The 23,591-nt window shown below is 75.7% G+C and carries 16 protein-coding genes and 1 other RNA gene; 3 read left to right on the top strand and 14 right to left on the bottom strand.

Going from position 1 to position 23,591, the window contains the following annotated elements; all coding sequences use genetic code 11:
• Nucleotides 1-103: 103 nt before the first annotated feature.
• The 4 genes from K7I03_RS20500 to K7I03_RS20485 all read right to left on the bottom strand — a co-directional run bounded on the left by K7I03_RS20500 (nucleotide 104) and on the right by K7I03_RS20485 (nucleotide 5,090).
• Nucleotides 104-2,431 (bottom strand): HelD family protein, encoded by a 2,328-nt coding sequence (locus K7I03_RS20500; RefSeq protein WP_224347466.1) that lies wholly within the window; start codon nucleotides 2,429-2,431, stop codon nucleotides 104-106.
• A 127-nt stretch (nucleotides 2,432-2,558) separates the two neighbouring features.
• Nucleotides 2,559-3,272, bottom strand: a complete 714-nt coding sequence (locus K7I03_RS20495) for a CGNR zinc finger domain-containing protein (protein ID WP_185944185.1) — start codon at nucleotides 3,270-3,272, stop codon at nucleotides 2,559-2,561.
• A gap of 161 nt (nucleotides 3,273-3,433) precedes the next feature.
• Entirely contained in the window at nucleotides 3,434-3,667 is a 234-nt protein-coding gene (locus K7I03_RS20490) for a hypothetical protein (protein WP_185944184.1), read from the bottom strand.
• 433 nt (nucleotides 3,668-4,100) lie between these two features.
• On the bottom strand, nucleotides 4,101-5,090 hold the full coding sequence (locus tag K7I03_RS20485; RefSeq protein WP_185944183.1) for a LysR family transcriptional regulator: 990 nt from the start codon (nucleotides 5,088-5,090) through the stop codon (nucleotides 4,101-4,103).
• A gap of 84 nt (nucleotides 5,091-5,174) precedes the next feature.
• Here K7I03_RS20485 and K7I03_RS20480 point away from each other — a divergent pair, with 84 nt between their 5' ends.
• Nucleotides 5,175-5,318, top strand: a complete 144-nt coding sequence (locus K7I03_RS20480; RefSeq protein WP_185944182.1) for a hypothetical protein — start codon at nucleotides 5,175-5,177, stop codon at nucleotides 5,316-5,318.
• Here the strand turns inward: K7I03_RS20480 and K7I03_RS20475 are convergent.
• The 6 genes from K7I03_RS20475 to ftsE form a co-directional block, all read right to left on the bottom strand.
• The gene (locus K7I03_RS20475) at nucleotides 5,315-6,592 is read right to left on the bottom strand and encodes a hypothetical protein (protein ID WP_185944181.1); all 1,278 of its coding nucleotides are present in this window, start codon (nucleotides 6,590-6,592) and stop codon (nucleotides 5,315-5,317) included. The two genes, K7I03_RS20480 and K7I03_RS20475, sit on opposite strands and share 4 nt — an antisense overlap.
• Before the next feature lie 171 nt (nucleotides 6,593-6,763).
• Nucleotides 6,764-7,133: a transfer-messenger RNA gene (gene ssrA / locus K7I03_RS20470) on the bottom strand.
• Nucleotides 7,134-7,237: 104 nt separating this feature from the next.
• Complete coding sequence (smpB, locus tag K7I03_RS20465) at nucleotides 7,238-7,747, bottom strand: SsrA-binding protein SmpB (protein ID WP_185944180.1); 510 nt, start codon at nucleotides 7,745-7,747, stop codon at nucleotides 7,238-7,240.
• Between the two features lie 18 nt (nucleotides 7,748-7,765).
• A complete protein-coding gene (locus K7I03_RS20460) occupies nucleotides 7,766-8,917 on the bottom strand; it encodes a S41 family peptidase (protein WP_185944179.1) in 1,152 nt (383 codons plus the stop codon).
• An 85-nt stretch (nucleotides 8,918-9,002) separates the two neighbouring features.
• Entirely contained in the window at nucleotides 9,003-9,914 is a 912-nt protein-coding gene (ftsX, locus tag K7I03_RS20455) for a permease-like cell division protein FtsX (RefSeq protein WP_185944178.1), read from the bottom strand.
• Nucleotides 9,915-9,933: 19 nt separating this feature from the next.
• Entirely contained in the window at nucleotides 9,934-10,623 is a 690-nt protein-coding gene (ftsE, locus tag K7I03_RS20450) for a cell division ATP-binding protein FtsE (RefSeq protein ID WP_004951920.1), read from the bottom strand.
• Nucleotides 10,624-10,941: 318 nt separating this feature from the next.
• On the opposite strand from ftsE, the gene K7I03_RS20445 reads away from it, so the two are divergent.
• On the top strand, nucleotides 10,942-11,136 hold the full coding sequence (locus K7I03_RS20445) for a hypothetical protein (RefSeq protein WP_185944177.1): 195 nt from the start codon (nucleotides 10,942-10,944) through the stop codon (nucleotides 11,134-11,136).
• A gap of 161 nt (nucleotides 11,137-11,297) precedes the next feature.
• On the opposite strand, the gene K7I03_RS20440 is transcribed toward K7I03_RS20445, so the two are convergent.
• The 4 genes from K7I03_RS20440 to K7I03_RS20425 form a co-directional block, all read right to left on the bottom strand.
• A complete protein-coding gene (locus K7I03_RS20440) occupies nucleotides 11,298-12,092 on the bottom strand; it encodes a hypothetical protein (RefSeq protein ID WP_185944176.1) in 795 nt (264 codons plus the stop codon).
• Between the two features lie 243 nt (nucleotides 12,093-12,335).
• Nucleotides 12,336-13,442 carry a peptide chain release factor 2 gene (gene prfB, locus K7I03_RS20435; protein WP_185944175.1) on the bottom strand — a complete coding sequence of 369 codons (1,107 nt, stop codon included), beginning with the start codon at nucleotides 13,440-13,442 and terminating at the stop codon, nucleotides 12,336-12,338.
• 161 nt (nucleotides 13,443-13,603) lie between these two features.
• The gene (locus K7I03_RS20430; RefSeq protein ID WP_185944174.1) at nucleotides 13,604-14,971 is read right to left on the bottom strand and encodes a serine/threonine-protein kinase; all 1,368 of its coding nucleotides are present in this window, start codon (nucleotides 14,969-14,971) and stop codon (nucleotides 13,604-13,606) included.
• Nucleotides 14,972-15,242: 271 nt separating this feature from the next.
• On the bottom strand, nucleotides 15,243-17,123 hold the full coding sequence (locus K7I03_RS20425) for a serine/threonine-protein kinase (protein WP_185944173.1): 1,881 nt from the start codon (nucleotides 17,121-17,123) through the stop codon (nucleotides 15,243-15,245).
• Nucleotides 17,124-17,749: 626 nt separating this feature from the next.
• On the opposite strand from K7I03_RS20425, the gene K7I03_RS34510 reads away from it, so the two are divergent.
• On the top strand, nucleotides 17,750-23,479 hold the full coding sequence (locus K7I03_RS34510; protein WP_423229690.1) for an FtsK/SpoIIIE domain-containing protein: 5,730 nt from the start codon (nucleotides 17,750-17,752) through the stop codon (nucleotides 23,477-23,479).
• Nucleotides 23,480-23,591 lie beyond the last annotated feature (112 nt).

The raw sequence follows: 23,591 nt of genomic DNA, 5'->3' as shown, positions 1-23,591 counted from the left end.
GGAAGTCATTCCCGGTACCGGGAGTTCCGCCGGAACCGGCCGGACGACCATCCGGGCGGCGTACGGCACTTCAGGCACCCGCGCCCCCGGAGCCCCGGACGGCTCAGTCCCGCAGCAGGTCCGGCACCCCGTCCGCGTCCGGCTCGTCCCGCTCCCCCGCCAGCACCGTCAGCCGCTGCGTGGCCCGGGTCAGGGCGACGTACAGGACGCGCAGCCCGGCCGGGGACTCGTCGGCGATCTCGGCCGGTGTGACGACGACCGTCGCGTCGTACTCCAGGCCCTTGGCCTCCAGGCTGCCCAGCGCCACCACCCGGTCGCCGAGACCGGCCAGCCAGGCCCGCGCCTCGGTCCGTCGGCCCATGGGCACGACGACACCGACCGTCCCGTCCACCTCGGCCAGCAGGTGCTCCGCCTCCGCGCGGACGGACGCGGCGAGGTCCCGGCCGGCGACCGCGAAGCGCGGCTCGACGCCCGTGGAGCGGACGGCGGACGGGGACTCCATCCCCGGCATGGCCAGCGCCAGCACCTTCGACGCCAGTTCGGCGATCTCGGCCGGGTTGCGGTAGTTCACGGTGAGCCGGAAGCGGCGGCGGGGGCGGGTGCCCAGCGCCTCGTCCCGGGCCGCGGCGGCCTCGTCCGGGTCGGACCAGGACGACTGGGCCGCGTCGCCGACGATCGTCCAGGTGGCGTGGCGGCCCCGGCGGCCGACCATCCGCCACTGCATCGGCGTCAGGTCCTGCGCCTCGTCGACGATGACGTGGGCGTAGTCGCGGCGCTCCTGCGCCAGTCGCTCCGCTCGCTCGCGGCGGCTCTCCGTCCGCTCGGGCATCAGCTCCTCCAGGCCGGTGAGCTGGTCGAGCGGGTCGTACTCGCGGGGCTTCCGGGGCCGGGCCGGGGCGCCGAGCAGCGTCTCCAGCTCATCCAGCAGCGCCACGTCGTGCACCGAGAGCGGACCCTTGCCGTCCGCGTCCAGCCGGCCCAGCGAGCGGGCGAGCTGGCGCACCTCACGCGGGTTGAGCACCCGGCGGGCCCAGCGCCCGAGCCGCCGCTCGTCGGCGAGCAGCGCCAGCACCTGACGGGGTGCCAGCTCCGGCCACCAGGCGGCCAGGAAGGACAGGAAGTCGTCCTCGGTGGTGATGTCCTCGTCGAACGCCGCGCGGGCCTCGGCGGCCATCTCCGGGTCGGTGTACCGCTTGGGGCCGCCGGCGCGGGACCACAGGGCGTCCAGCAGCAGGCGGCGCGCGCGGGGGCGCAGCAGGTTGACGGGGGCCGTGCCGCCGAGCACGGACTGCCGGATGCGGTCCAGATCCTCGGCGCCCAGCTCGACGCGGGCGCCGAAGGCGACGACGCGCAGCCGGTCGGGGACGGCCGCGCCGCGCGGCACGTCCAGGGCGCCGCGCACGGCCTTGCGGAGCACCTTGAGCATGCGCGAGGAGCCCTTGATCCGGGCCACGGCCGGCTCGTCGTAGGTGTCCGCCTCCGCGCCGTCCACCAGCGAACCGAGGGCCCGGATGGCGACCTGGCCCTCCTCGCCCAGCGACGGCAGCACACCCTCGGTGTAGGCGACGAGCAGCGGCGTCGGCGAGACGATCAGGATGCCGCCCGCGTAGCGTCTGCGGTCCTGGTAGAGCAGGTAGGCGGCGCGGTGCAGGGCCACTGCGGTCTTGCCGGTGCCCGGGCCGCCCTCGACCTCGGTCACCGAGGCGGCGGGGGCGCGGATCACCAGGTCCTGCTCGGCCTGGATCGAAGAAACGATGTCCCTCATGGTGTGGCTGCGGGCCTGGCCGAGCGCGGCCATCAGGGCGCCGTCGCCGACCACCGGCAGCGCGGCGCCGTCCAGGGTCGCCCGCAGCTCCGGGCGGAGCAGGTCGTCCTCGACGCCGAGCACCCGGCGGCCCTTGGAACGGATCACCCGGCGGCGCACCACACGGCCCGGCGCCACCGGCGTCGACCGGTAGAAGGGCGCGGCGGCGGGCGCCCGCCAGTCGATGACGAGCGGCGAGTAGTCGGCGTCCAGGACGCCGATGCGGCCGATGTGCAGCGTCTCGGCGATCTCGGCCCGGTCGTCCCGGACGGCGTCGTCGGCGGGCTCGACCGAGGTGTACGCGCCGTCGGGCCCCTTCTTGCCGTCCTTGCCGCGCAGCAGGTCGATGCGGCCGAAGAGGAAGTCCTCGAACTCGCTGTTCAGCCGGTTGAGGTGGACCCCGGCGCGGAACACCTGGGCGTCCCGTTCGGCGAGCGCCCCCGGCGTCCCCACCTGGCCGCGCTTGGCGGCGTCGTCCATGAGGAACTCGGCCTCGTGGATCTTCTCCTCGAGGCGCCGGTACACCCGGTCCAGATGGTGCTGCTCGGCACCGATCTCACGGTCACGGATCCCGTCCGGATGCGTGGTCCCCCCACCGTTCCCGGCGTTCTGCGGATCCGTCGCCACCTGCGCGCGTGTGGCGTTCTGCGCGGCCACCCAGGCCCCCTTCTGTGTGCGTAGGGCAGCCTTCAACCGTACGCGAACAGGGGTACCTAGCGCACCTGTCAGGACATGAGAGGTTTGGCACGGTCGGTCATGGCTTGACGGGGTGCGGTGACGGCCTAACGTCCGCGCCGCCGGGCCCGGTTGCGGACGCCTCAGCGGCCCCGCCCGACGCTCGCGCCCCTTCTCGCGCTCCGTCTTGCACTCCCTCGCCGTTCATCGCCCGGCGGCGGTGCCGGGCCACGCGCTCCCGGTTGCCGCACACCTCACTGGAGCACCAGCGGCGCCGCCGGCCCCGGGAGGTGTCCAGGTAGAGAAGGGTGCAGCTCTCGCCCTCGCACTGCCGCAGCAGCCCACGGACGGCCGGATCGGTGAGCAGCTCCACCGCGTCCCGGGCCACCAGGGACACCAGCGCCGCGCAGTCCGGCGGGGCGGCGACGGCGCGGACGAGACCGCCGTCCGCGCCCCGGACAGCCCGCGGGGCGGGCGGGGGCTCGGCGGCGAGGGCGTTGACCTGCGCGAGATCCGCCTCGGCGGCGTGCTCAGGACCGTCCACGGCCTCCGCGCGGACGACGCGGTGCAGCAGGTGGCGCAGGGCGTGGAAGCGCCCGAGCCAGCCGGCGTCGACGGCCTCCAGCGGCGTGCCCGGCGGTACGACCCGGGCGCCCAGCAGCCAGGCGCGCAGCCGCTCGGGGCTGCCAAGCCGCTCCCCCGGACCGTCGCCGGGCCGCCCCACCCCGGTGGCCACCAGGTCCAGGCAGAGCCGCCCGGAATCGAACCGCAGGTCGTGGGAGGCCGCCGCCATCTGCCTGTCACCTTTTCCCTGGGGAGCCCTGTGCGGAGCTGCGCCGCGCGGAGAGATGCGCCACCCCACAGGGTGCCCGGCCGGACGCCCGGCCGGAACCCCCACGACCGGCGGACGCGCCACCGTGGTGGCCGCCGCGCGGACGGACCTCCGCCCCGGCGTCAGCCGCGCAGGAACCCGTCGCCGTGGACGGCGATGTGGGCTTCCAGGGCGTTGAGGGCGTCCTGGGTCGCCTGGCCGCTGCCCTTGCCGCGCTGCTCGGCGTAGTAGGCGGCGCCGAGCTTCTTCAGCAGCTCGCCGCCCGCCCGTTGGGCCTGCACCTCGTCGACCTTCTGCTTGCCTTGCCGCAACGCCTGCTGGGCCTGTTCCTTGGCCCGGTCGAGGAATCCCGCCATGTCGGCCTCCGTGGCACGAGTGGAGCACGCTTCGGTCTCGGCGGCTCCGGCCGGACGGTTCGGCTCCCGGACCGGATCACCGGAGCAATTGTCGGCCGCCGCACCGCCGGGCGGCAACCGCCGCCGATCATCCGCCGGAGCACGCGCCGGGCATCGGCGCCGCCCGCCGGGGGCCGCGAGCCCGCCCGGCCGGGGCCGTCGTCCGCGCAGGGGGGCGCTGACGGTGTCGAGCGCCGCACGCGGGCTCCCGGGGCCGTGCGCGACCGGGCGTAGGGGGCCCACCCCGTCCCCGGCTCCGGTACGGCACCCGGGGCAGTCGCCTCGTGCGTCGCGCGGGGGGCGGCGGCCACCGCATACCGCCACGGCCACGGCCGCCCACGGCAGGCGACGGACCGTCCGGGGCCGGCGCCTCCCCGTCATCCGCCACCTCCGCTCAGACGGCGGCCCCGCCGTCCGCCGCCCCCGCGCACCCGCCCATCAGCGCCGCGTCCTCCGCCGGGAGCCATGCCCCGGGCGGGCGTTCCAGCCAGCGTTCCTCCGGGAAGCCCGAGGCGGCGGTGCGGAGGGCGTCGAGGCCGGGGTGGCGGAGGCCCTTGCGCCAGACCATCGAGACCGGGGAGAGGGGTATCGGGTCGGTGAGGGGGCGCAGGGCCATCCCGGGCACCTTCAGGAACTCGGTGCCCGCCAGCACCGACCACCCCCGCTTGCGCACGACGCGCACGAACTCCTCGTCCCCCTCCAGTTCGGGGAAGGGCTCGGCCATCGCGATGCCGCGGCCCTCGAAGAGGCGGCGGGCGAGGTCGGTCCACTCGGCGGTGGCCGGGTTGCCGGCGGCGGCGTACAGGGTCTCGCCGCGCAGCGCCTCCAGGGGCACGGTCGCGAGGGCCGCCAGCCGGTGACCGGCGGGCAGCAGGACGGCCATCCGCTCGTACCGTACGGGCCGGTGCTCCAGCGCCGTCCTGACCTCCACCGGCAGTCCCGCCACCCGGCCGAAGGCGACGTCCAGCCGTCCCGCCAGGATCGCGGCGGCGGCGCCGGTGAGGCCGCTGTGGTGGCGGGCGACCAGCTCCACCCGGGGCGCGGCGGCGCGGGCCCGGACGACGATCCGGTGGGCGGTGCTCGCCGGGGAGACGACGTCCACCAGCAGCGGGCGCTCCTCGCGCGCCCAGGCCGCCGCCAGTTCGTCCTGCGCGGCGAGCACGCGCCGGGCGTACGGCAGCAGCCGCGCGCCCTCCGCCGTCAGCGTCACCGCCCGCGTCGTGCGGCTGAACAGCTGCGCGCCCAGCCGCTGTTCGAGCCGGCGGATGTCCCGGCTGAGCGCCTGCTGCGCGAGGTGGAGCCGTGCGGCGGCCCGGGTGAAGTGCAGTTCGTCGGCGACGGCGGCGAAGGCTCGCAGCAGGCGCGGCTCGATGTCGTGCGGCATGCGGCGCAGTCAACAACAAGAGTGCGTGAATGGCCATCGATCAGGTGTTGGACCGGGCCCGGCGCCCGGCGCGAGGCTGATCACATGACCGCCCACCTCCTCTTCCTCGCCGTCCCGCCCCGCCACTCCGACACCGCCGCGCCGCCCCGCGACCGGACTCCGCTGCTCCGCCGGCTCCGCCCGCCGCGGACCGGCGGAAAGAAGGCCGCCGTGGCCGGTCCGCGCTAATCGACCGCCCGCGCCCGCCGCCGCCGGACCAGCACGGCACCCAGCGCCGCCGCACCGGCCACGCCTCCGCCGGCCCCCGCCAGCACGGCCACCGGAACGCCGGAACCACCGGTTCCGCCCGCCTCCGCGGCCCGTCCGCCCCGGCCGTCGGCCGCGCTCACGGCGGGCCGTATGCCGTCACCCGGCCGCTCGGCGGCGCCGCTCCCCGTACGGCTGCCGGTGACGCCGGTGACCAGCAGCCGTCCCGTCTTCCGCACCCGCCCGTGATGGCTGACCACCGTCACCGGGTACGCGCCCGGGCCCAGCGCCCGGCGGATGCGCGCCGGGCCGTAGTAGCGCGGATCGTCGCCGTCGCCCGCCTTGCTGTCGTCGCGCCGGAGCGGGACCGGCGTCTCGAAGGCCGGGGACGTCGCCGTCAGCCGGCCGTCCTCGCCGGGGTCGGGCGACGCGTCGCGCCACAGGACGTTGACCGTCCCGCCGGCGCCCACCCGCTGCCCGTCCGTGCGGGCCCGTTCCGGCGCGCCGGGGACGGTGAAGAAGGCGGGCCCGCGCGCCCGGCCCAGGTAGTCGCCGTCGCCGGGGCGGGCGGCGCGCACCACGAGCCGCGCCTCCCGCAGCGCCCGGCCGCCCGGGCCGGCGAGCGTCACCTTGTACGTGCCGTCCTTGGCGCCGAGCGGCAGCGTCACCGAGGCGCCGAACATCCGCGGGTTGTTCCAGTGGCTGCCCCTGGGGTCGTGGACCAGCCGCACGGGCGCCGGGAAGACCGGCGAGCGGACCGTGAAGGAGGTGCCGCGCTCCCCCGGGTACAGGTCGTCGTACCAGAGGCCGACCCGCTCCCCCGGCCGCAGCGCCCCGCCCCCGCCCGCCACCTGGAACAGCGGCGGCTTCGGGGCCCGCACCCGCACCAGGTCCTCCGCCACCGTCCGGCCGCCGACCCGGACGGTCAGCGGGTACGCGCCGGGGCGGGCGGACGGGGCGACGGCGGGCCGCGCGTGGTGCCCCTGCCCGGCGTCCGGCGCCCGTCCGCCGTAGGGCGCGAGGCGCACCGGCCCGCGGAAGGCCGGCGAATGGGCGGTCACGGCGGCACCCGCCCGGACGCCCTGCACGTCGATGTCGACCAGCTCCCCCGGCCGGTTCTCGAACGCCCCGTTGACGAGCACGTGGACGGCCCCGCGGCCGGGCCCGTCGGCGGCCGCCGCCCCGGCGCCCCCCAGCAGCAGCACCGCCCCCGCACCGGCCGCGACCGTGGCGGCCGCTCGGACGATCCCCTTCATGGCGCCACCCCCCTCTGTCTCTGGAAGAGGGCCTCCGGGGCCCTCCGGTTGCGCTGCCTTCTGCCATGGAACCACTCGGGTACGACATCGGGCATCGGGCACGGCCCGGGCCGGGGTACGGCAAAGGCCCCACCGCCGGGGCGGTGGGGCCTTTGCCTCACATGGGTGATCTTGTGGAGATGGCGGGAATCGAACCCGCGTCCAACGGTGCGGAATCAGGGCTTCTCCGAGCGCAGTCCGCTGCGATTTTCTCGGCCCCGGAGATCACGCGGACAAGTCTCCGACGGGCTCAGTCACTGTTTGATTTCCCACCAGGTCCCGTGACCGGACCTAGTGGTTTAGTCCCCTAGCTGATGCCAGGATCCGGGTCGGGAACATCCCCGGGCTGACACTTCGCGAGTCGCTACTTAGGCAGCGAGGGCGAAGGAATCGCGCTTGGTGTTGGCGATTATTGGTTGCGACATATGGTTTACGAGATCATTGCCGCTTCCTCGGCTCGCTTCCCCTGCTTCGACATCCGCTGTCGAAACCGATCATCCCCATGTTGTTTTTTCAACGTGCAACCCACGGTGGGGCGTGCGCTGCCCATCGTACGTGACCAACGCCGAGCGGTGCCAGCGCATTCCCGGAGGTACCCCCCAGGGACTACCGGGCCGCCTGCGCGCGCTGACGCCGGCGGGCGGCGGAGATGGCGCGGTCCGCCTCGCGGCGGTCCGTCTTCTCCCGCAGCGTCTGCCGCTTGTCGTACTCCTTCTTGCCCTTGGCCAGCGCGATCTCGACCTTGGCCCGGCCCGACGTGAAGTACAGCGCCAGGGGCACGATCGTGTGACCGGTCTCGTCGGCCTTCGCCGACAGCTTGTCGATCTCCGCGCGGTGCAGCAGCAGCTTGCGCTTGCGGCGCGCGCTGTGGTTCGTCCACGTCCCCTGGGCGTACTCGGGGATGTGCACGTTGTGCAGCCACGCCTCGCCGCCGTCGATCTGCACGAAGCCGTCCACCAGCGAGGACCGGCCCTGCCGCAGCGACTTGACCTCGGTGCCGGTCAGCACCATGCCGCACTCGTACGTGGTGATGATGTGGTAGTCGTGCCGCGCCTTCTTGTTCTGCGCGACGAGCTTGCGCCCGGGTTCCTTGGGCTGCTTCTGCTGCTTTCCCATAGTGCGGTCATTCTCGCACTAGGCCCCCGGTCCGAGGCCACTCAATACCGCGCGGGCCCGGGGCTCCGCGTCCCCGTGGACGACCAGGTCCGGGGTGATCCCGCGGCCGTCGACGGCCTGTCCCGAGGGGGTGCGCCAGTGGCCGACGGTCTGCTCGGCGACCGAGCCGTCGGGGAGCGGCCGGGGCATCTGCACCGAGCCCTTGCCGAACGTCCGGGACCCGACGACGACGGCCCGCCCCCGGTCCTGGAGGGCGCCGGCCAGCAGCTCCCCGGCGCTCATCGTGCCCCCGTCGACGAGGACGACGAGCGGGCGTCTCGTGTCCCCGCCCGGGCGAGCCTCCAGGACCCGCTGCCTGCCGTGCACGTCGTACGTGGCGACCAGCCCGCCGTCGAGGAAGGCGGAGGCGCTGGTGACGGCCTCGGTGACCAGCCCGCCCGAGTTGCCGCGCAGGTCGAGTAGGACGCCCTCCCGGGGCCCGGCGCCCCGGACCGCGGCCCGGACCTGCTTCCCGGTGCCGTGGGTGAACGACTCCACCTTGATCCGGGTGCCGGCGGCGGGCCCGTCCCGGAAGCGCTCGGTGACGACGCTGCGGGTGCGCAGCCGCGCGCGCCGCAGGGTGCTCTCCCACTCCCGGCCGCCGTCCCGCGCCAGCCCGAGGGTGACGGGCGTACCGCTGCCCGACGGCCCGCCGCGCAGCCGGGCGACGACCTCGGTGACCGGCCGTCCGGTCACCTCCGTGCCGTCCACCGACCGCAGCCGGTCCCCCGGGGCGATCCCGGCCCGGGCGGCGGGGCCGCCGCGCTCGACGCCGTCGACCTCCATCCGCCCGTCGGCGGCCCGGCGCACGGAGAGCCCGACGCCGACGTACTCGCCGCGCAGGGCGCGCTGGAAGCCCTCGTACTCGGTGGCGCTGTAGACCCCGCCCCAGCGGTCCGCGGAGCGCCCGGTGTTCGCGGGGGCGCGGACGGGCGGCCGAGCGCTCTTCGTGTGCGGTGCCGGGGCGGACGGACGGGGCGTGCGCGCCGTCGCGGGCAGCGGCCCGCCGCGGGCGTCCGCGCCCCAGGAGCCGGTGGCCGCCCCGGTCGCCAGCGCCCCGGCGAAGACCAGCGTCAGGACCGCGCCGCGCCGGTGTCGGCGGTGCGGTACGAACATCGTCGGGCCGGGCATGCGCGAGAGTCTAGGACACCGCCGGGCGCCATACGGGGAGTTGACCGCCTCCCGGACCGTACGACACCCGGCGCATCGGGGCCGCTCAGACCTTCAGGTACTTCCACAGCGCCGCGAACGCGGCCAGCGCCGGCATCAGCAAACCGGTCGCCAGGATGAGCGGCAGCTTGGTCAGCACCGCGCCCCAGCCGATGAACTGGATGACGTCGATGTGGGTGGCGAGCAGGTCGTTCACCAGGAACTGCTGGCCGGAGACGAGCAGCACGCAGGCGAGCCCGCCGCCCAGCAGCCCGGCGACGGCCGCCTCCGCGATGAACGGCACCTGGATGTAGAAGCTGGACGCCCCGACGAGCCGCATGATCCCGGTCTCCCGGCGGCGGCTGAACGCGGAGACCCGGACCGTGTTGACGATCAGCAGCAGCGCGACGACGAGCATCAGGAACATGACGCCCAGCGCGCCCCAGTTCATGTACCTCAGGAGGTTGAACAGGCTCTTGAGGGTGTCCTTCTGGTCCTCGACCGTCTGCACGCCCGGGCGCTTCTGGAAGGCGCTGGAGATGACCTCGTACTTGGTCGGGTCCTTGAGCTTGACGCGGAAGGACTCCTGCATCTGGTCGGCGGTCACCACGGTGGCCAGCGGCTGGTTGCCGAACTGCTCCTTGTAGTGCTTGTACGCCTCGTCCGTCGTCTCGAACTGGATGCTCTGGACGATCGGCATCTTCTCCAGATCGGCCTTGATCTGCTTCTTCTGCTCATCCGTGACCGCGCCCTTGGCACAGGACGGGAAGTTCGCCTTGTCGGTCTTGTTGCAGAGGTAGATCGAGACGTTGGCCTTGTCGTACCAGTAGCCCTTCATCGAGTTGACCTGTTCGTTCATCAGCAGCGAACCGCCGAACAGGGCAAGCGAGAGGGCGACCGACACGATCACCGCGAAGGTCATCGTGAGATTGCGGCGGAGACCGACGCCGATCTCCGACAGAACGAACTGGGCGCGCATGGCGTCCTTTCACTGCCTTTCAGTGCTGGTAGCCGTAGACGCCGCGCGACTGGTCGCGCACGAGACGGCCCTGGTCGAGCTCGATGACCCGCTTGCGCATCTGGTCCACGATCTGCTGGTCGTGGGTGGCCATGATGACGGTGGTGCCGGTCCGGTTGATCCGGTCGAGCAGCTTCATGATGCCGACCGAGGTCTGCGGGTCGAGGTTGCCCGTCGGCTCGTCGGCGATCAGCAGCATCGGCCGGTTGACGAACGCCCGGGCGATGGCCACCCGCTGCTGCTCGCCGCCGGAGAGCTCACCGGGCATCCGGCCCTCCTTGCCGCCGAGCCCGACCAGCTCCAGCACCTGCGGGACGGCCTTGCGGATCTCGCCGCGCGGCTTGCCGATGACCTCCAGGGCGAAGGCCACGTTCTGGGCGACCGTCTTGTTGGGCAGCAGCCGGAAGTCCTGGAACACCGTGCCCAACTGGCGGCGCATGTGCGGCACTTTCCAGTTGGAGAGCCGGGCGAGGTCCTTGCCCAGGACGTGCACCCGGCCGTGGCTGGCCCGCTCCTCGCGCAGCAGCAGCCTGAGGAAGGTGGACTTGCCGGAACCCGAGGAACCGACCAGGAAGACGAACTCGCCCTTCTCGATCTCGAGCGAGACGTCCCGGAGCGCCGGGCGGCTCTGCTTCGGGTAGGACTTGGAGACGTTGTCGAATCGAATCACGAGTGCACCACGTGCGACCTGGAGAGCGGCACGGAACGCCACGGCCGTGGCGCCCGTCGGTGAGCGTGACCATACGCGAACGACCCGTGTACGCGCAGTCGGCGTCCTGTGTCGGGCCGCCCGTGGCCGCCGGCCAGCCCCGGGAGGGCGGAAGAAAACGGGACAATCGGCTCGCGCGGGCGTCAGCGCGGCATGCGGAGGTACCGTTCGGGGCGGCTCCCGGACACCGGTCGCGCCGAAGGGCGGGAAAGCTGGCACAGTGGTAGGGAGAACCGCACGGCTCTCTCTCGCGTTGGACGTACCGGAGGAGGAATTCGCATGACATGCGACCGACTGGTGTGCGCCAACTGCGCGTCCCCGGTCAGCGAGGGACGGTGCCCGGTCTGCCGGGCGAGCCGGGAGCGGCTGCAGCAGCAGGAGGGCCTCTTCGCGGGGCTGACCCCGGCCGCGCTCGTGGCGCTGCTGGTGGCGCTGGTGGCGGTGGCGGTCGTCGCGCGCAGTTTCGCGGCGTGAGCCGAGGGTCACGATCCGGTCAGAGGTTCCCCTCGGTACGGACATGACGGTCATGACAGACGACGAGGCCCGGGGTGCGGTACGGCACCCCGGGCCTCGTCGCGTCAGCGTCCCCGCGGCCTGCGCCGGAACGTTTCGCCCGGAGGACGGGCGAGCGCCGGTCAGGCGACGGTCTTGCGGTTGATCGCCCGGGGCAGCAGCCGGAAGCCGATGCCGCCCGCGATCATCGTCGCGGCGCCGGCGACCAGGAACTCGGTCTGCCCGGCACCGGTCTGCGCCAGCTCCTCCTTGGGCTTGGCCTGCTGAACCGGCTTGACGGCCGCGCCGTCCGCACCGGTGTTGCAGTTGCCGCTGCTGGTGTCCACCGGGCACGCCTTGTCGGTGGCGCCGGGGCCGGTGCCGCTGCCGGTGGAGGGCGAGCTGGTGGAGCCGGGGGTCGGCTCACCCGTGGGGTCGCCCGTCGGGTCACCCGTCGGCTTCGGGTCCGTGGTCGGCGGCTTGGTGGTGTCCGAGGTCGGCTTCGGGTCCGTCGTCGGCGGCTTGGGATCCGTGGTCGGCGGCTGCGGATCCGTCGTCGGAGGCTTCGGGTCCGTGGTCGGCGGCTGCGGGTCCGTCGTCGGAGGCTTGGGATCCGTGGTCGGCGGCTGCGGGTCCTCCGTCGGCGGCTTGGGATCCGTCGTCGGCGGCTGCGGATCCTCCGTCGGCGGCTTCGGGTCCGTGGTCGGCGGCTGCGGGATGCTCGTCGGAGGCTGCGTCGTCTCCGAACCGCCCGGCGGCGGCGTCTGGCCGTCACCCGGCCCGTCGGGCGCCGACACGGACTTGCCCTTCTTCAGGCCGTCCAGCGGAACGTCCACGCCGGCGGCCGAGGCCACGCCCGCGGCCGTCAGCGACGCACCCGCGGCGATCACCGCGCCTGCGGTGATGCGCGCCACGCGCAACCGCGTCTTGTTGGTCATATGCCTGCTACCCCCAGTAGCTGGTCTCGTCGATGGAGCAGCTATCCACGGGGCGGCGGCTCCGGGGAACCGTGCGCGACGACTCCGGCCGTACGGCCGGGTCCCACGCCCCCCGCCACACGCACCCCAGTGATACGCATGCCGCTCGCCAGCCTTCCGAGATTCCGGGGCAGCGTCAAGCGAGATCCGGGCGGTATGCCCGGATCCTTCAGCGTTTGTGCCGTGTTTGTTTCTGTTTTCGTCTTACTTTTCCTGCTGCTTGCGCCAGCGGATGCCGGCCTCCAGGAAGCCGTCGATGTCACCGTCGAGCACGGCCTGCGGGTTGCCCACCTCGAACTCGGTGCGCAGGTCCTTCACCATCTGGTAGGGGTGCAGGACGTACGACCGCATCTGGTTGCCCCACGAGCCGCCGCTGTCGCCCTTGAGGGCGTCCATCTTGGCCTGCTCCTCCTGGCGGCGCCGCTCCAGCAGTTTGGCCTGGAGGACGTTCATCGCGGTCGCCTTGTTCTGGATCTGCGAGCGCTCGTTCTGGCAGGAGACGACGATGCCGGTCGGGAGGTGCGTCAGGCGCACCGCGGAGTCGGTGGTGTTGACGCCCTGGCCGCCGGGGCCGGAGGAGCGGTAGACGTCGACGCGGAGGTCGGACTCGTCGATCTCGACGTGGTCGGTCGTCTCGACGACCGGCAGCACCTCGACGCCCGCGAACGAGGTCTGGCGGCGGCCCTGGTTGTCGAAGGGCGAGATGCGCACCAGGCGGTGGGTGCCCTGCTCGACGGAGAGGGTGCCGTAGGCGTAGGGGACCTGAACGGCGAAGGTGGTCGACTTGATGCCGGCCTCTTCGGCGTACGAGGTCTCGTAGATCTCCGTCTTGTAGCCGTGGCGCTCGGCCCAGCGCAGGTACATCCGCTGGAGGCGCTCGGCGAAGTCGGAGGCGTCCACGCCGCCGGCCTCGGCCCGGATGTTGACGAGCGCCTCACGGGCGTCGTACTCGCCGGAGAGGAGGGTGCGGACCTCCATCTCGTCGAGCGCCTTGCGCACGGAGACGAGCTCGGTCTCCGCCTCGGCGAGGGCGTCGGCGTCGTCCTCGGCCTCGGCGAGCTCGAAGAGCACCGCGAGGTCGTCGATGCGGCCGCGCAGCGTCTCGGCCTTGCGCAGCTCGGCCTGGAGGTGCGACAGCTGACTGGTGATCTTCTGCGCCGCCTCCGGGTCGTCCCACAGCGACGGGGCTGCCGCCTGCTCCTCGAGCACGGCGATGTCGGCCCTCATCTTGTCGAGGTCCAGGACGGCCTCGATCGACCCCATGGTGGAGGAGAGGGACTTGAGCTCTTCGGATACGTCAACGACTGCCACGCAACCAGCCTAACCGGTACGCGGGGCGGCGGGGCACGCCGTGCGGGACCGGGGTGTCCGGCCGGGAACCGGGGGCGCGCGGGGTGGTCCCGGAGGTCCCCGGGCGGCCGGGTGCCCTTCCTACGTGGACGGCGCGCCCCTTCCGGGGCGGGCGGGGTCCGCTACGGGAGCTCGCCCTGGGGGGTGTCCGTGCGGTGCACGCCCGGCTTGGCGTCGCCGGAGTCGTGGTCCGCGGTGGCCAGCCAGCCGCCCACGCCCGCCGCGGCGGCCAGGGCCGCCGCCGCGGCGCCCAGCTTGATCCGGCGGCGGCGCCGGGCCTCGGCGGGGGTGCGGTGGCGGGCGGAGCCGGCCCGGGGCTCACCGGCGGCCCGGGGAGCGCGGGCCGTGCCGTGCGCGCCGCCCGCGAGCTCCTCGGGACCCGGTACGCGCATGCTCGTATGCGTGTCCCGGGTGGAGTCGAAGGCGGGGGTGGGCACGAGGGGGACCGCACCCCGGCGACGCGGCGCGGGCGCCGTACCGGCGGGCGCGCCCTGCCCGTCGTACGCCGTGCCGGGCGCCCCGGCGCCGTCGGCGAACGCCTCACCGGGCTCACCGTGCCCGGCGTACTCCCCGTGCGCCCCCTCTTCTTCGGCGCCCGGCTCGTCGATGTCGAGCGGCGGCAGCCCGGCCAGTCCGGGGAGCAGCTCCCGCAGCCGGGAGGCCAGCTCGGAGGCGCGCAGCCGGGAGGCGGGCGCCTTGGCCAGGCACTGGACGATCAGCTGCCACAGCTCGTCGGGGATGCCCGGCAGCGGCGCCACCGTCTCGGTGACGTGCCGCCGCAGGACGGCCCCGGGGTGCCCGCCGCCGAACGGCGTGAACCCGGCGAGCAGTTCGTAGAGGACGGTCGCCAGCGCGTACACGTCGACGGAGGCGCGCGGCGGCAGCCCCTCGATGATCTCGGGGGCGAGGTAGTCCGGGGTCCCGATGACGCTCCGCTGCCCGGCCGCCCGGCCGCCCGCGCCGGAGCCCGGCTGCCGGTCCCGGGCTGGGCGGGGGGCGTCCACGAGGCGCGCGATGCCGAAGTCGGTCAGCAGCGCCGGGTGGGCGCCGCCGGGGCCGAGCGGGCCCTGCATGTCGAGGAGGACGTTCTCCGGTTTGACGTCGCGGTGGACGACCCCCGCCTTGTGCGCGGCGGCCAGGGCGTCGGCGACGTCCGCGACGATGGCGACGGCCGCCTCGGGGGCCAGCCGGCGCTCGTGGTCGAGCCGGGTGCGCAGGTCCGTGCCCCGGACCAGGTCCATCACCAGGGCGAGGTCGGCGCCGTCCACGACCAGGTCGCGGACGCCGACCACACGCGGGTGGTCGAGACCGAGGAGGGCGGCGCGCTCCTGGACGAACCGGCCGACGAGCTCCTGGTCGGACGCGAGGTCCTCACGCAGGAGCTTGATCGCGACCGGGCCCTCGGGCCCCTCGCCCAGCCACACCGTTCCGGCGCTGCCCCGGCCGAGGACCTGGTGGGCGGTGTACCGGCTGCCGATCTTCCGTGCCAAGACTGTTCCCCGACTCCTCCGACATCCGACAGGCGCGTCACCGACAACCTACGCGGCCGAGGGGATGCTAGGGGCACCGGCCGGTGCCGGAGCCCCATTCCGCGGCACAAGCCACCCTACGGGTGGCGGCCCGCTCCGGACCCCGGCCGTCCGCCGGTCGCGTTCCCGTCGGCCGGTCGCGCTTTCGAGGCCGGGGCGCATCGTTTCGCCACCCCGGCCTGATCCGTCGTCAACACGTCGTGGCCGCTCCCCCGGGACCGTCCGCCCGGGACTACGCCTTCGAACCCAGCTCGGACACCCAGTCCTTGGCCTTGGTGACCCAGTCCCAGGCGGCGTCCCAGAAGCTCCTGCCGTCGGCGACCCAGTCCTTGAGCGGGGTGAACTCCCATACCGCCCAGGAGCCGATGACCAGGATGACGATCACAAAAAGGCAGCCCTTGAGGCACCCGAGGCCAGGGATGCGCATGGGGTTCGCGCTGCGCTGCCGGGGCGGCCGGGGCTCGCGCCGGGGCGCGGGCTCCGGCTCGGGCGGCGCGTACCGCTGCGGCTCCGGCGCGGGCGCGGGCTGCTGCCGGCGCGGCTCGGGGCGACGGCGCTCGGGCCGCTGGGGAGCGGGCCGCTGAGGCGCGGCCTGACGCTGCTGCTGCGGCTGCTGTGGCGGGTACTGCTGTGCCTGCTGGGGGTACGGCGGCTGCTGGGGGCCGGGGTACTGCGGGTTCGCGTAACCCTGCTGGTCCGGGTAGCCCTGTTGCGGGTACGGAGGCTGCTGGGGCTGCTGGTACGGCTGCTGCGGGGCCGGGCGGCGCGTGGGGCGCCGGCGCAGCGGGTCCTCGCTGGGGTCCAGGTACTGGACCTGCGTCTGGTCGTTGCGGTCGCGGGCCGCGCGCAGCTGCGTCTGCCAGGGGTGCGGACCGTCGGCCTGCTGCTGGTCCGGGCCGACGGGCGGCATGGCGCGCGTCGGGTCCGCGCCGCCGTACCCACCGGGGCCGGTGGGCATGATCCGGGTGCCGTCGGGGCCCGGCGCGGAGCCGGTGGGCAGGATCTGGGTCGGGCCGGCGTCCGCGCCCGGCGGGGTGCTGGGCAGCACGCTGGTCGCCGCGTTCGGGTCGTAGGCGCCCGGGCCCTGGCCGGCCGACGGGTCGACGGTCGGGGGCAGCACCTGGGTGGGGTCCGCGTCGCCGAAGCCGGCGCCGGGCCCGCCCTGCCGGCCCGCCAGGCCCGTACCGGGCACCTGGGCCGGCTGCGGGTCGGGGGCGAGCAGGGCCGCGACGCCGAGCGCCGCCTCGGCCTGGGCGGGGCTGGCGTGCACACCGATGCCGGCGGCCACCACGCGCAGGGCGCGGGCCAGGTTCTCGGCGCTCGGCCGCCCCTCCGGGCGCTTGCTCAGACAGCGTTCGATGACCGTCCACAGGGGCTCGGGGACGGTGGTGGGGCGGCGCGGCTCCGCGCTCAGGTGCTGGTGCAGCACCTCCAGGGCGGTCGCCCCGGCGAACGGCGGACGGCCGGTGACCAGCTCGTACAGCAGGATGCCGGCGCCGTAGATGTCGACGGCGGAGGTCTGCGGGCGGCCCTCGGCGGACTCCGGCGCGACGTACGCCGGAGTGCCGACGAACTCGTGGGTGCGGGTCAGGCCGGGCGAGTCCGCGAGGCGCGCGATGCCGAAGTCCGTCAGCATCGGGTGCATCCGGCCGTCCTCGTTCTTCAGGAGGACGTTGGCCGGCTTGAGGTCGCGGTGGACGACGCCGTCGGCGTGGCTGGCCGCCAGGGCGTCGGCGATCTGGGCGGTCAGCAGGGCCGCGGCCACCGGGGTGAACGGGCCGTTCTCCCGCAGGTAGCGGTGCAGGTCCGGGCCGTCGACCAGGTCCATCACCAGGGCCAGCAGATCGCCCTCGACGACGAGGTCGCGGGTGCGGACGATGTTCGGGTGGGTGAGCCGCAGCAGCACGGAGCGCTCACGCAGGAAGCGCATGACGACGTCCGCGTCGTTGGCCAGCTCCTCCTTGAGGACCTTGATGGCGACGGTCTCACCAGGCTGCCCGGCCACGGCCGCCTCGGCACCCGCCGCCTCCCGCTGGCTCGCCCGCCAGACCGTGCCCGTCGCCCCGCGTCCGAGCGGCTCTTCGAGCAGGTATTTGCTGCCTACCGGCCGCACGTCATGCGCTCCCTGGTCGTGTACTCCGGCCCGGTGGCCGGCCCGCGGTCGTGCCGCGGACCGGATGCCGGGCCGCCTCTTCGTTCCGGTTCTTCCCGGTTCCCACCGGTTGTCTTCGGTTCGGTGTCCGGCCTTCCGGCTCCCGGTCTTCCGGGGACCGGCCCTCCGGCCCACTGTAGTGCGGCCCCACGCGGCGCCGTCCTGGCGAATCGGTGGGGCATGGGGGAAAGACGCGCCTCCGGGACGGTTGGTTGCCACGGGCGGTGGCGGGAGTTCCGGCCAGGGCTCCGGCAGGCAGGCGGGGCGTCACCGGGCGTGTCACCAAAGGAAGGAAAGCGGAGAAGAGAGGAAGAAAGTCACCCAGGATCCGATCACTCCACAGTCACGATCGGACGTTTTCCCCACCACACCGCACGGGCCGGCCGATTTTCAAGATCACGAATCGGCCTGCGCCGGGCGCGCTGTCAGTGGCAGGTGCGAGGATGCTCGCAGCACGGTGCGGTGGGGGCGGAGCCGAGGCCCCGCGCTCCGTGGTGACCTGTACGTGCCGAAGCGCCCGTGCGGCCGGTGGGGGAGTTCCTGCCCCTGTCGGGCGCGTCAGGGGCAGGAAGGGACTGTGGACGCCGATGCAGATCCGGCTGACCGTCCTCGGGCCGTCGCTCGGCGGCCACGCCGCGCACGCCTGCGACGTTCTGGTGACCGCCCCGGCGGGCACCGCCCTCGCCGGTGTGACGAGCGGCCTGGCCGCCGTCCTGGCCGCGGCCGGTTCCGACCTCGGTACCGGGGTCGTCGCCGTCTACGCGGGCACCGAGCGGCTGGACGCCCACCGCTGTGCGCTGGGCGAGCCCCCGCTGATCGACGGCGCGGTGCTCTCCCTCGGCACCCCCGCCGACCCCGAGCGGCACCCCACCACGCCCCTCACCCTGCCGGCGGAGACCACCGCCCGGCTCCACGTCGTCTCCGGGCCGGACGCGGGCGGAGTGCACCTGTTGCACGGCGGCGAGGTCCGCATCGGCCGCTCCTCGGCGGCCGACATCCCGGTGGACGACCCGGACGTCTCCCGGCTGCACTGCGCGGTCACCCTGGGCGACGACGGCCGCGTGACCCTCCACGACCTCGGCTCGACCAACGGCACCACCCTGGACGCGACCCCGGTCGACGAACGCCCCGTGCCGTTCCGCCCCGGGGCACTGCTCCGCGCGGGCGAATCGACCCTGGTCCTGCACGGCCCCGACGGCACGGACGGCCGTTCCGCCGCTCCCGCCCCCGCGTTCGGCACGACGGCGGACGGGCCCGGCTCCCCCCTCCTCCTCCCCACATCACCCGACGGCGAGGGACACCTTCGGGTGACGCCCCGGGCACACCGTCCGACGGCCGTCACCCGGACGGACGTCCCCGGGCCCCGGGGCGGACGCGCGGCGGGCGGCGCGGGCGGGATGGCCGCCGCCGGGACGCGGCACGCGTCGCCGCGCGACGCCGGGGGTTCCGGTTCGGCCGGGTCGAGCACGCCGGGCGGGTCCGGCGGGCGACCCGCCACGTCCAGGACGGACCTGCGCGAGGGCGCCCAAGGGCGCACGGAGACGCCCGGCCGCACCACACGCTCCGCCGGGGCCGCCGCGACAGGCAGGACGGCCGGGACGCACGAACCCCCGCACGGCGGCGCGGGTTCCGCACCGGCCGTGCCCGGCGGGCGACCCGCCGCGGACTCCGCGCACACCGGTCGGCACCACGAAACCGGCCACTCCCCCACGGCAGCCGACGTCGCGTCCGCCGTACGGACGGCCGATCCCGCCCCGGACGCACCCCGCCCGGGGCAGGCTGCCGGGCCTCGCTCCGGGGCCGCGGCCCCGCGCACGCACGGGCTGCCCGGCGGGGAGGGGAGGGGCGCGGACGCCCGCGCGGCGGACCCGCGTCCGTCCCGTCCCGAGAACGCCGAGAACGCGGCCGGCCGCGGACCGGAAACCGGGGCGCCCCGGGCCGGACGGGTCCCCGCCCACCGGCCGGCGAGCGCGTCCCGGGACACGGACCACACGCTTCGGAGAAGCGACGGCGACGGCGACGGCCCGGCGACAGCGGGAAGCGCGCAGCACCGCGCCCCGTCCACCATGGGCGCCCATGCCTCTCCCAAAGGCCCGGCGGTGGTGTCCGCCGGTTCCGACGCGCGCCCCGTCACCGCCCATTCGGACGCCGGGCCCCGGGTCGGAGCCCACGAGGAAGCGGCGGCCGGGGGCGGGGACGGTCGGGCGCCGAGCCCGGCCGGCCCTCCGCACGGCGAGGACCACGGCACGCACGGCCGCGGAGTGGCGGCCGGCGGATCGGCGCGGCCGTACGAGGCACCCACCGCGGACACCCGTACCCAGGCCCACGTGGCCATGGCCGCTGATGGTGGCGGAGCCGCGTACTCCGGCACCGGGGTCCCCACGGGACGTGGTGGCGCATCGGCGCCGCACGCGTCCCGGGCGAACGGCTTCGCCCACGGCGCGTCGGGCCATACGGACGCCGGCGGCCAGGCGTCGGGCGCGGCCGGGCGCGGGCACGGACCGTCCGCACCGGACAGGGCGCGCGGCCTCGACGGCACCCGGGCAGCGGACGTGGGCGCGTCCCCGCACGTTGCGGGCCGGGGGGACGGCGGTCGGGACCAGGGGGCCGGGGCCGACTCCCGTTTCCGTCCTGGTTCCGATTCCGGCTTCGGTCCGGGTTCCCATCTCGGTTCCGGTTTCGGTTCCGGTGAGCAGCGGCCCGGCCAGGCCGGGCACGCGACCGACGGAGGCACCACGCCTCCCGACAGCCGCGCCGGGACCACGACTTCACGCACGGGCGGCCCGGCCCCGGCCGGTACCGGCCACGATGCCGGCGCCCCCGCGCCGCAGCGAGGAGCCGCAAGCCCCGACGGCCCCCAGGCGGGCACGTCCGGACAGGGCTCTCGCGTTCAAGACGCCCTCGGCCAAAGGGCTCACGGTGAACCAGATGGCCCCGACGACGCGTTCGGCCGCGCGGCCGGGACGCGAGGCGTTCGGGACGCCCGTTCCACCGGCCCGGCGAACGGGCTGCCGGGGAACGCCGGAGCGCCCCCGGCGGCGTCCGACGGTCGTGGCGACCGCGTGACCGGCGCGGGTTCCGCGGCGTCCCGCGTTCCCACGACCGCCGACTCCGAACGCAGCACGCACGCGCGCGGGTTCGGGGCGGAGGCCGGTGCATCCGGCGGCGTCTCCCGGTCGGAGGGCGCGGAAGCCCTCGACGCCGCTCGGCGTGCCGTCGCGCAGCACGGTGACCTGACGGCGGCCGACAGCCGGCGCACCGCCTCGGGCGCGGGCGTTCCCGGTCAGGCCAGGACCGCGAGCGGCGCCGGGGTGCCGGGCGCCGTGAGCAGGGGGCACGCGTCGGGCGCCGGGCTGTCGGCGGCCGGCCGTACGGACGCCGGAACGACGGAGACCGCCCCGCCCGCGAACGGCGTCCGGCACGACGCGGGCACGGGCAGGACGGGCACGGGCACGACGAGCACCGGAACCGCCCGCTTCGCCGCGACCTCAACGGCCGATGACCCGCGCCCCACCCACCTGCCCGGCCACTCCGGCCACACGACGCCTCACGTCCCCCAACAGCCCCGCGCAGAGCACCGGGACACCGCTCCCGTCACCGGGCTGGACGCACCATCGGAGGCGGGCCGCCCCTCCTGGGCCACCGGCCACCCTCGGCCGCACGCCGCGTCGGCATCCGAAGCCGGCCGGACGCCGGGCACCGCCCGGGAAGCGGATCCGGCGCACGCCCCGGCCGCGCCGACGACGGACCACCGGGGCGCCGCGCACCTCCGTTCCCCGGCGTCCGACGCCTCCGGCACCGCCCACCCCACCGCGGGCGGGCACGGCGGGCAGCACCGGACCGACGCGCTCGCGGCGCGAACGCCTCAGGTCACCGCCCGGATCCCCGCCGAACCCGAGGCCGCCGGAGACGCTCCCGCCCCCGGCCCCCAGACCCTTTACGCGGACGGAAGCCCCGCCGCCCCGGCACCCGCGCCGGGTCCCGACGGCGCCCCCTCACCCGCGCCCGGAAAGCGACCCCGCGGCCGCGGCATAGCGGCCTGGGCGCGCCGTCTCACCGGCGGTCGCGGCGACCGCCAGCCGCAGACCGCCGACACCGGCGTCGACGCCGCCCAACCCCCGGTCATCGGGGTGCCCGCGGAAACGGGCCCCGGACGCGCGGACGCCCGCGGCGCCGCCGCGGACGCCGCGAGCCTGCGCGAGCGCTGGCCGGACCCGGCCGCCGTGCTGCTCACGGCGCTCGGCCCGGGCCCGCGCCTGTGGGAGCGCGGACCGGACCACGCGGACCTGCTGACCGTCCGCCTGGGCACCGCCGACCGCTACGCCCCCGCCCCGGACACGGCCACCGGCCGTACCCTGCTGCCCGCCGTCCCCGTCACCGTCGCCCTGCGGCAGGCCGGTTCGCTCGGTCTGGCCGGGCCCCGGGGGCGGCTGGCCGGGCTGGCCCGGTCCGCCCTCGCCCACCTGGCGGCCCTGCACTCGCCGTCGGTGCTGGAGTTCGTCCTGATCGCCGCCGACCCGGCCCGTCCCGCGGACCGGCGGCAGGCGGAGTGGGCCTGGCTGGGCTGGCTCCCGCACCTCCGCCCGGCTTACGGCCAGGACTGCCGGCTGCTGGTCGCCTATGACCGGGAGCAGGCCGCGGCACGCGCCGCCGAGCTGGTGCGCCGGCTGGACGATGGCCCGCTCGGCCCGGGCTGGCCGACCGCGCCCCTGGAGGACGTCGCGGCGGCGGCCGACCGTCACCCCGGCCCGTACACGGTGGTGATCGTGGACGGCGACCCGGGCACGTCCGCGCTCCGCGAGACCGTCGCCCGGCTGGCCGCGCGCGGCGCCGCCGCGGGCATCCACCTGATCTGCCTCGCCGAGGCACCGGCGACGACGGCCAGCTCCCCGGTCTCGGCCGCGCTGGAGACCGCCGCCGCCGGCTCCCCCGCGTTCCCGCACTGCGGCGCGGTGGCGCTGCTCGGCGGCGACGTGGCCACGGTGGTCCAGGTCATCGAGCGGACGGCGCGGCCGGGCGACCGGTCCGGCTCCGCCCCGCCGCCCGGCGGCTCGGTCGTGGCCGCCGTGGACGCCGTGTCCGGCGCCTGGGCGGAGCGGTTCGCCCGGGCCCTCGCACCGCTGCGCGTCACCGACGCCGACCCGACGGGCCGTTCGGCGCGCGTCGCCGCCCTGCCCAGGACCGCGCGGCTGCTGGACGAGCTCGGTCTGGCCCGCGCCACGCCCGCCTCGCTGACCGCCCGCTGGGCCGAGGCCACCGACCCCGGCAGCCGCCCCGGCGGCCGGGCCGTCGCCGTCCTCGGCGCGGGCCCGCACGGTCCGCTCGCCGTCGACCTGGCGGCCGACGGCCCGCACCTGCTGGTCGAGGGCGGGCCGGGCAGCGGCAAGACGGAGCTGCTGCGCTCGCTGGCCGCCTCGCTCGCCGCCGCCGACCGCCCCGACCGGCTCTCCCTCGTCCTCGTGGACGGCGCGGCGGCCGAACGCGGCGAGGGCCTGCGCGTGTGCACGGACCTGCCGCACGTCTCCACCTACCTGGCCGCCTCCGACCCGGTCCGGATGCGGGAGTTCGCGCAGGCCCTCGGCTCGGAGCTGAAACGCCGCGCCGAGCTGCTGGGCACGCTCGACTTCACCGCCTGGCACGAGCGGCACACCTCGCCGCCGCCCCAGGTGGTGACCCCCCGGCGATCTGCCGACCCGTCGTCCGGCGACCTCGACTCGCCCCCCACCGGCACCCTCCGGCTGCGCCCCGCGCGGGGCGGCGACAGCGCCGCCCGGACGGCGGAGACCGCGCTGCCGAGGCTCGTCGTCCTGGTCGACGACTACGACGCCCTGGTCGCGCCGGCCCTCGGCAGCACCGGCCGGCCGGCCGCCGGTTCGGTGGTCCGGGCCCTGGAGGCCGTCGCCCGGGACGGTGAGCGGCTCGGCATCCACCTGGTAGCCGCCTCCGGCCGCCCGGACCGCACCGACGGCACGGAAGCCGCCGAACGGGCGGCGCTGCGCGCGGCGTTGGAGATCGCCCCGGCCGAGGCGGGGGCCCAGGGCGACGGCGGACCGGCCCCCGGCCGCGGCCGGCTGCGCCGTCCCGACGACGAGGCCGTGACCCCGTTCCAGGCGGGCCGGGTCACCGGCCGCATCCCCCGGACGGCGACGCTCCGCCCGACCGTGGTCCCGCTGGACTGGCAGCGCATGGGCGATCCGCCGACCCGCCGGCCGGTGCGCGAACTGGGCAACGGCCCGACCGACCTGGCCCTGCTCGCCAGCGCCCTGCAACGGGCCGCCCAGTCGGCGGGCGCCCGCCCGGCGCCGCCCCTGCTGTGAGCCGGCGGTGACGCGGGCGCGGTGCCGCGCCCCCATCACCACGGGCACATGCCGATGGTGGCGCCGCACCAAGACCGGACCCGCGTCACCGCGGGCACATGACGGTAGCGGC

The organism is Streptomyces mobaraensis, from assembly GCF_020099395.1.
Taxonomy (GTDB): Bacteria; Actinomycetota; Actinomycetes; order Streptomycetales; family Streptomycetaceae; genus Streptomyces.
Note: the sequence above shows the minus strand (reverse complement) of the source record. Positions and strands in the feature narration are given on the sequence as shown.

Excerpts from the sequence above, each read along its gene's own strand:
- K7I03_RS20495 (WP_185944185.1), bottom strand. The coding sequence starts at position 3,272 with ATGGCGGCGGCCTCCCACGACCTGCGGTTCGATTCCGGGCGGCTCTGC.
- K7I03_RS20490 (WP_185944184.1), bottom strand. The coding sequence starts at position 3,667 with ATGGCGGGATTCCTCGACCGGGCCAAGGAACAGGCCCAGCAGGCGTTG.
- K7I03_RS20485 (WP_185944183.1), bottom strand. The coding sequence starts at position 5,090 with ATGCCGCACGACATCGAGCCGCGCCTGCTGCGAGCCTTCGCCGCCGTC.
- K7I03_RS20480 (WP_185944182.1), top strand. The coding sequence starts at position 5,175 with ATGACCGCCCACCTCCTCTTCCTCGCCGTCCCGCCCCGCCACTCCGAC.
- K7I03_RS20475 (WP_185944181.1), bottom strand. The coding sequence starts at position 6,592 with ATGAAGGGGATCGTCCGAGCGGCCGCCACGGTCGCGGCCGGTGCGGGG.
- smpB (WP_185944180.1), bottom strand. The coding sequence starts at position 7,747 with ATGGGAAAGCAGCAGAAGCAGCCCAAGGAACCCGGGCGCAAGCTCGTC.
- K7I03_RS20460 (WP_185944179.1), bottom strand. The coding sequence starts at position 8,917 with ATGCCCGGCCCGACGATGTTCGTACCGCACCGCCGACACCGGCGCGGC.
- ftsX (WP_185944178.1), bottom strand. The coding sequence starts at position 9,914 with ATGCGCGCCCAGTTCGTTCTGTCGGAGATCGGCGTCGGTCTCCGCCGC.
- K7I03_RS20445 (WP_185944177.1), top strand. The coding sequence starts at position 10,942 with ATGACATGCGACCGACTGGTGTGCGCCAACTGCGCGTCCCCGGTCAGC.
- K7I03_RS20440 (WP_185944176.1), bottom strand. The coding sequence starts at position 12,092 with ATGACCAACAAGACGCGGTTGCGCGTGGCGCGCATCACCGCAGGCGCG.
- K7I03_RS34510 (WP_423229690.1), top strand. The coding sequence starts at position 17,750 with ATGCAGATCCGGCTGACCGTCCTCGGGCCGTCGCTCGGCGGCCACGCC.